1 protein-coding gene is annotated in these 2,358 nt (G+C 40.4%); it reads left to right on the plus strand.

Annotated features, from left to right (window positions below; translation table 11 throughout):
• Nucleotides 1-37 precede the first annotated feature (37 nt).
• Nucleotides 38-2,358, plus strand: a 2,321-nt coding sequence (locus tag A3729_RS12665; RefSeq protein ID WP_231877434.1) for a Tn3 family transposase, incomplete at its 3' end; no start/stop codon positions are given.

The following is a 2,358-nucleotide window of genomic DNA, read 5'->3' on the forward strand; positions in this document are numbered from 1 at the left end:
TCTTCGCAAGGCTATACAGCCGAGCCATTCAGATCTGTTGGACTCTCTATTAACTCCAATAAGCGCTGGAAGCAGAACAACTACCCTATTGGCATCATATAAAAACATTGATCAATCGATGCGACCAAAGGACATTAAGCAAAGTGTCAAAGACATGGTCGTATTCAACGAGATGTTCGACCAACTTACAGATGTTTATGATGTGATAGATTTAAAAGATAAGGCTACAAGGTATTATGCAGAATGGGTGCGCAAAACCGATATCCAACAACTGACCCAGCTCACAGACCAGGAGAACATTTATCTTCATCTGCTAGGGTTTGTTAAGCACAACTATTTCTCTAGACAAGATAGTCTTGTTGATGCATTGATGAAATCGGTCACATCAACACTGCATAAGGCTACTAGTAAGCAAGCAGAACATGAGCGATTAGTTAAGGAGGAGCGTGATAAGGCAGTTCAGGAACTAAGTAAGTCTCATAAATCTATTTCAAAGCTCGCCAAAGATATTATCTCAATCGTTGAAAGCCGATTATCTACGCCAAACGAGAAATACTACAAAATAGAAGAGCTTGTTTTTGATTATCAGAAAAAGGACGAAATTGACTACAGCCTGTTAGAAGAACTAGATAATCAACTTAGAAAAGAAAGCAAAAACCAAACTTACTACCAGTTGCTCGAATCGCTTTCTTTAAGGCTACAACTCAAGGCCACTCCGATAGTAAGAGCTCTCTCCTTTGATGGCGCATCAAAGGCAAAGGATTTATTAGCTGCGATAGCGCACTTCCAAGAATCGGATGGAAATGTGGGAAAGTCCCCTCCTATTAGTTTTTTGACAAAGCAAGATCGTGCAGCAGTAGAGCGCAATGATTTTTCAACTTCATTGTACAAGTGCCTCCTATACATCTACATATCCAAAGGGATTAAGTCGGGAGACTTAAATATCAACTGCTCGTATCGTTTTCGCAGTATTCAAGACTACATGATTGATAAAGAATACTGGGAGGCACATAAATACCAGATCTTGCGTGAGTGTAATTTACTTGAGTACATAGACGGCGAAGCGTATTTAGCTGGTTTGAAGTTGGGGCTTCACGAGAAATACAAGGTCGTCAATGAGCATTTAGTAAAAGGGATAAATACAGCGCTCACTTTTAAGAATGGTCGAGTATCTAGAGTAAAAACATCGAAAACCGATTTTGAAGAGAAGTCATTTATTTCGGATGCGCTGTCCCAGGATGGATATATTCCAATTCTTCAACTACTCAAGGAAGTTAACCAAGTATGTCAGTTTACTCAAGACTTTCAGCATCTCAGCCCCAAGAACGTTAAAATGAAGCCAAAGGAAGAAACACTAATGGCCGGAGTTTTAGCAAAGGGCTGTAATATCGGTCTGGGCAAACTTGCTAGCATCTCAGCTGGCATTGAGGAGCATACGCTCCACAACACGGTTAACTGGTTTTTCAGTCTAGACAATATTCGAAAAGCTAATAACCGGATCGTTGATGCGATTCATAATTTGAAATTGTCGAGTGCTTATCTCAAAGACCCAGAAATTCTCCACTCATCGAGTGACGGAAGAAAGGTCAATGTTGATGTAGATTGCCTGCACGCAAACCACTCCTACAAGTATTTTGGAAAAGACAAAGGCGTGACGATCTACACATTTATAGATGAAAAGCAGTCGTTATTCCACAATTCAGTATTCAGCGCTTCAGATCGAGAAGCTCCATACGTTATTGATGGCTTGCTTCAAAATGAAGTGACTGACCTTAAACAAGTTCATTCAACTGATACACATGGCTATACAGAGCAAATCTTTGCAGTTTCCCATTTCTTGGGAATAGCGTTTGCTCCAAGACTTGCCAACATCGGAAACCAACAAATATATAGCTTTTCTGCACGGAAAACGTTTTACGACAAAGGCTACCGCCTACTTCCAAGTCGGCCTATCAGTAAAAACCTAGTGCTTGAACATTGGGATGACATTTTAAGATTTGTCGCGACGATTAAGATGAAGCACGCGACTGCTTCACAACTGTTCAAAAGATTGAGTTCCTATTCAAAAGAGCACCCTTTATATAGAGCTCTTAAAGAATTTGGAAGGATCATCAAATCACAGTTCATCCTGACCTATTTTGATGATGAGGATCTGAGGCAACAAATACAAAAGCAGCTAAACAGAGTCGAACTTTCAAATAGATTCTCTCGTGCGGTATTTTTTGACAACGACCAAGCTTTTCAAGAAGGCGTCCTCGCAGACCAGGAAGTTGCGACTGCCTGCAAGCTACTTCTTCAAAATTCAATCATACTCTGGAACTACTTATACTTATCCGACCTTGTTGCTAACACTTCTGA

This window comes from Oleiphilus sp. HI0043, assembly GCF_001634935.1.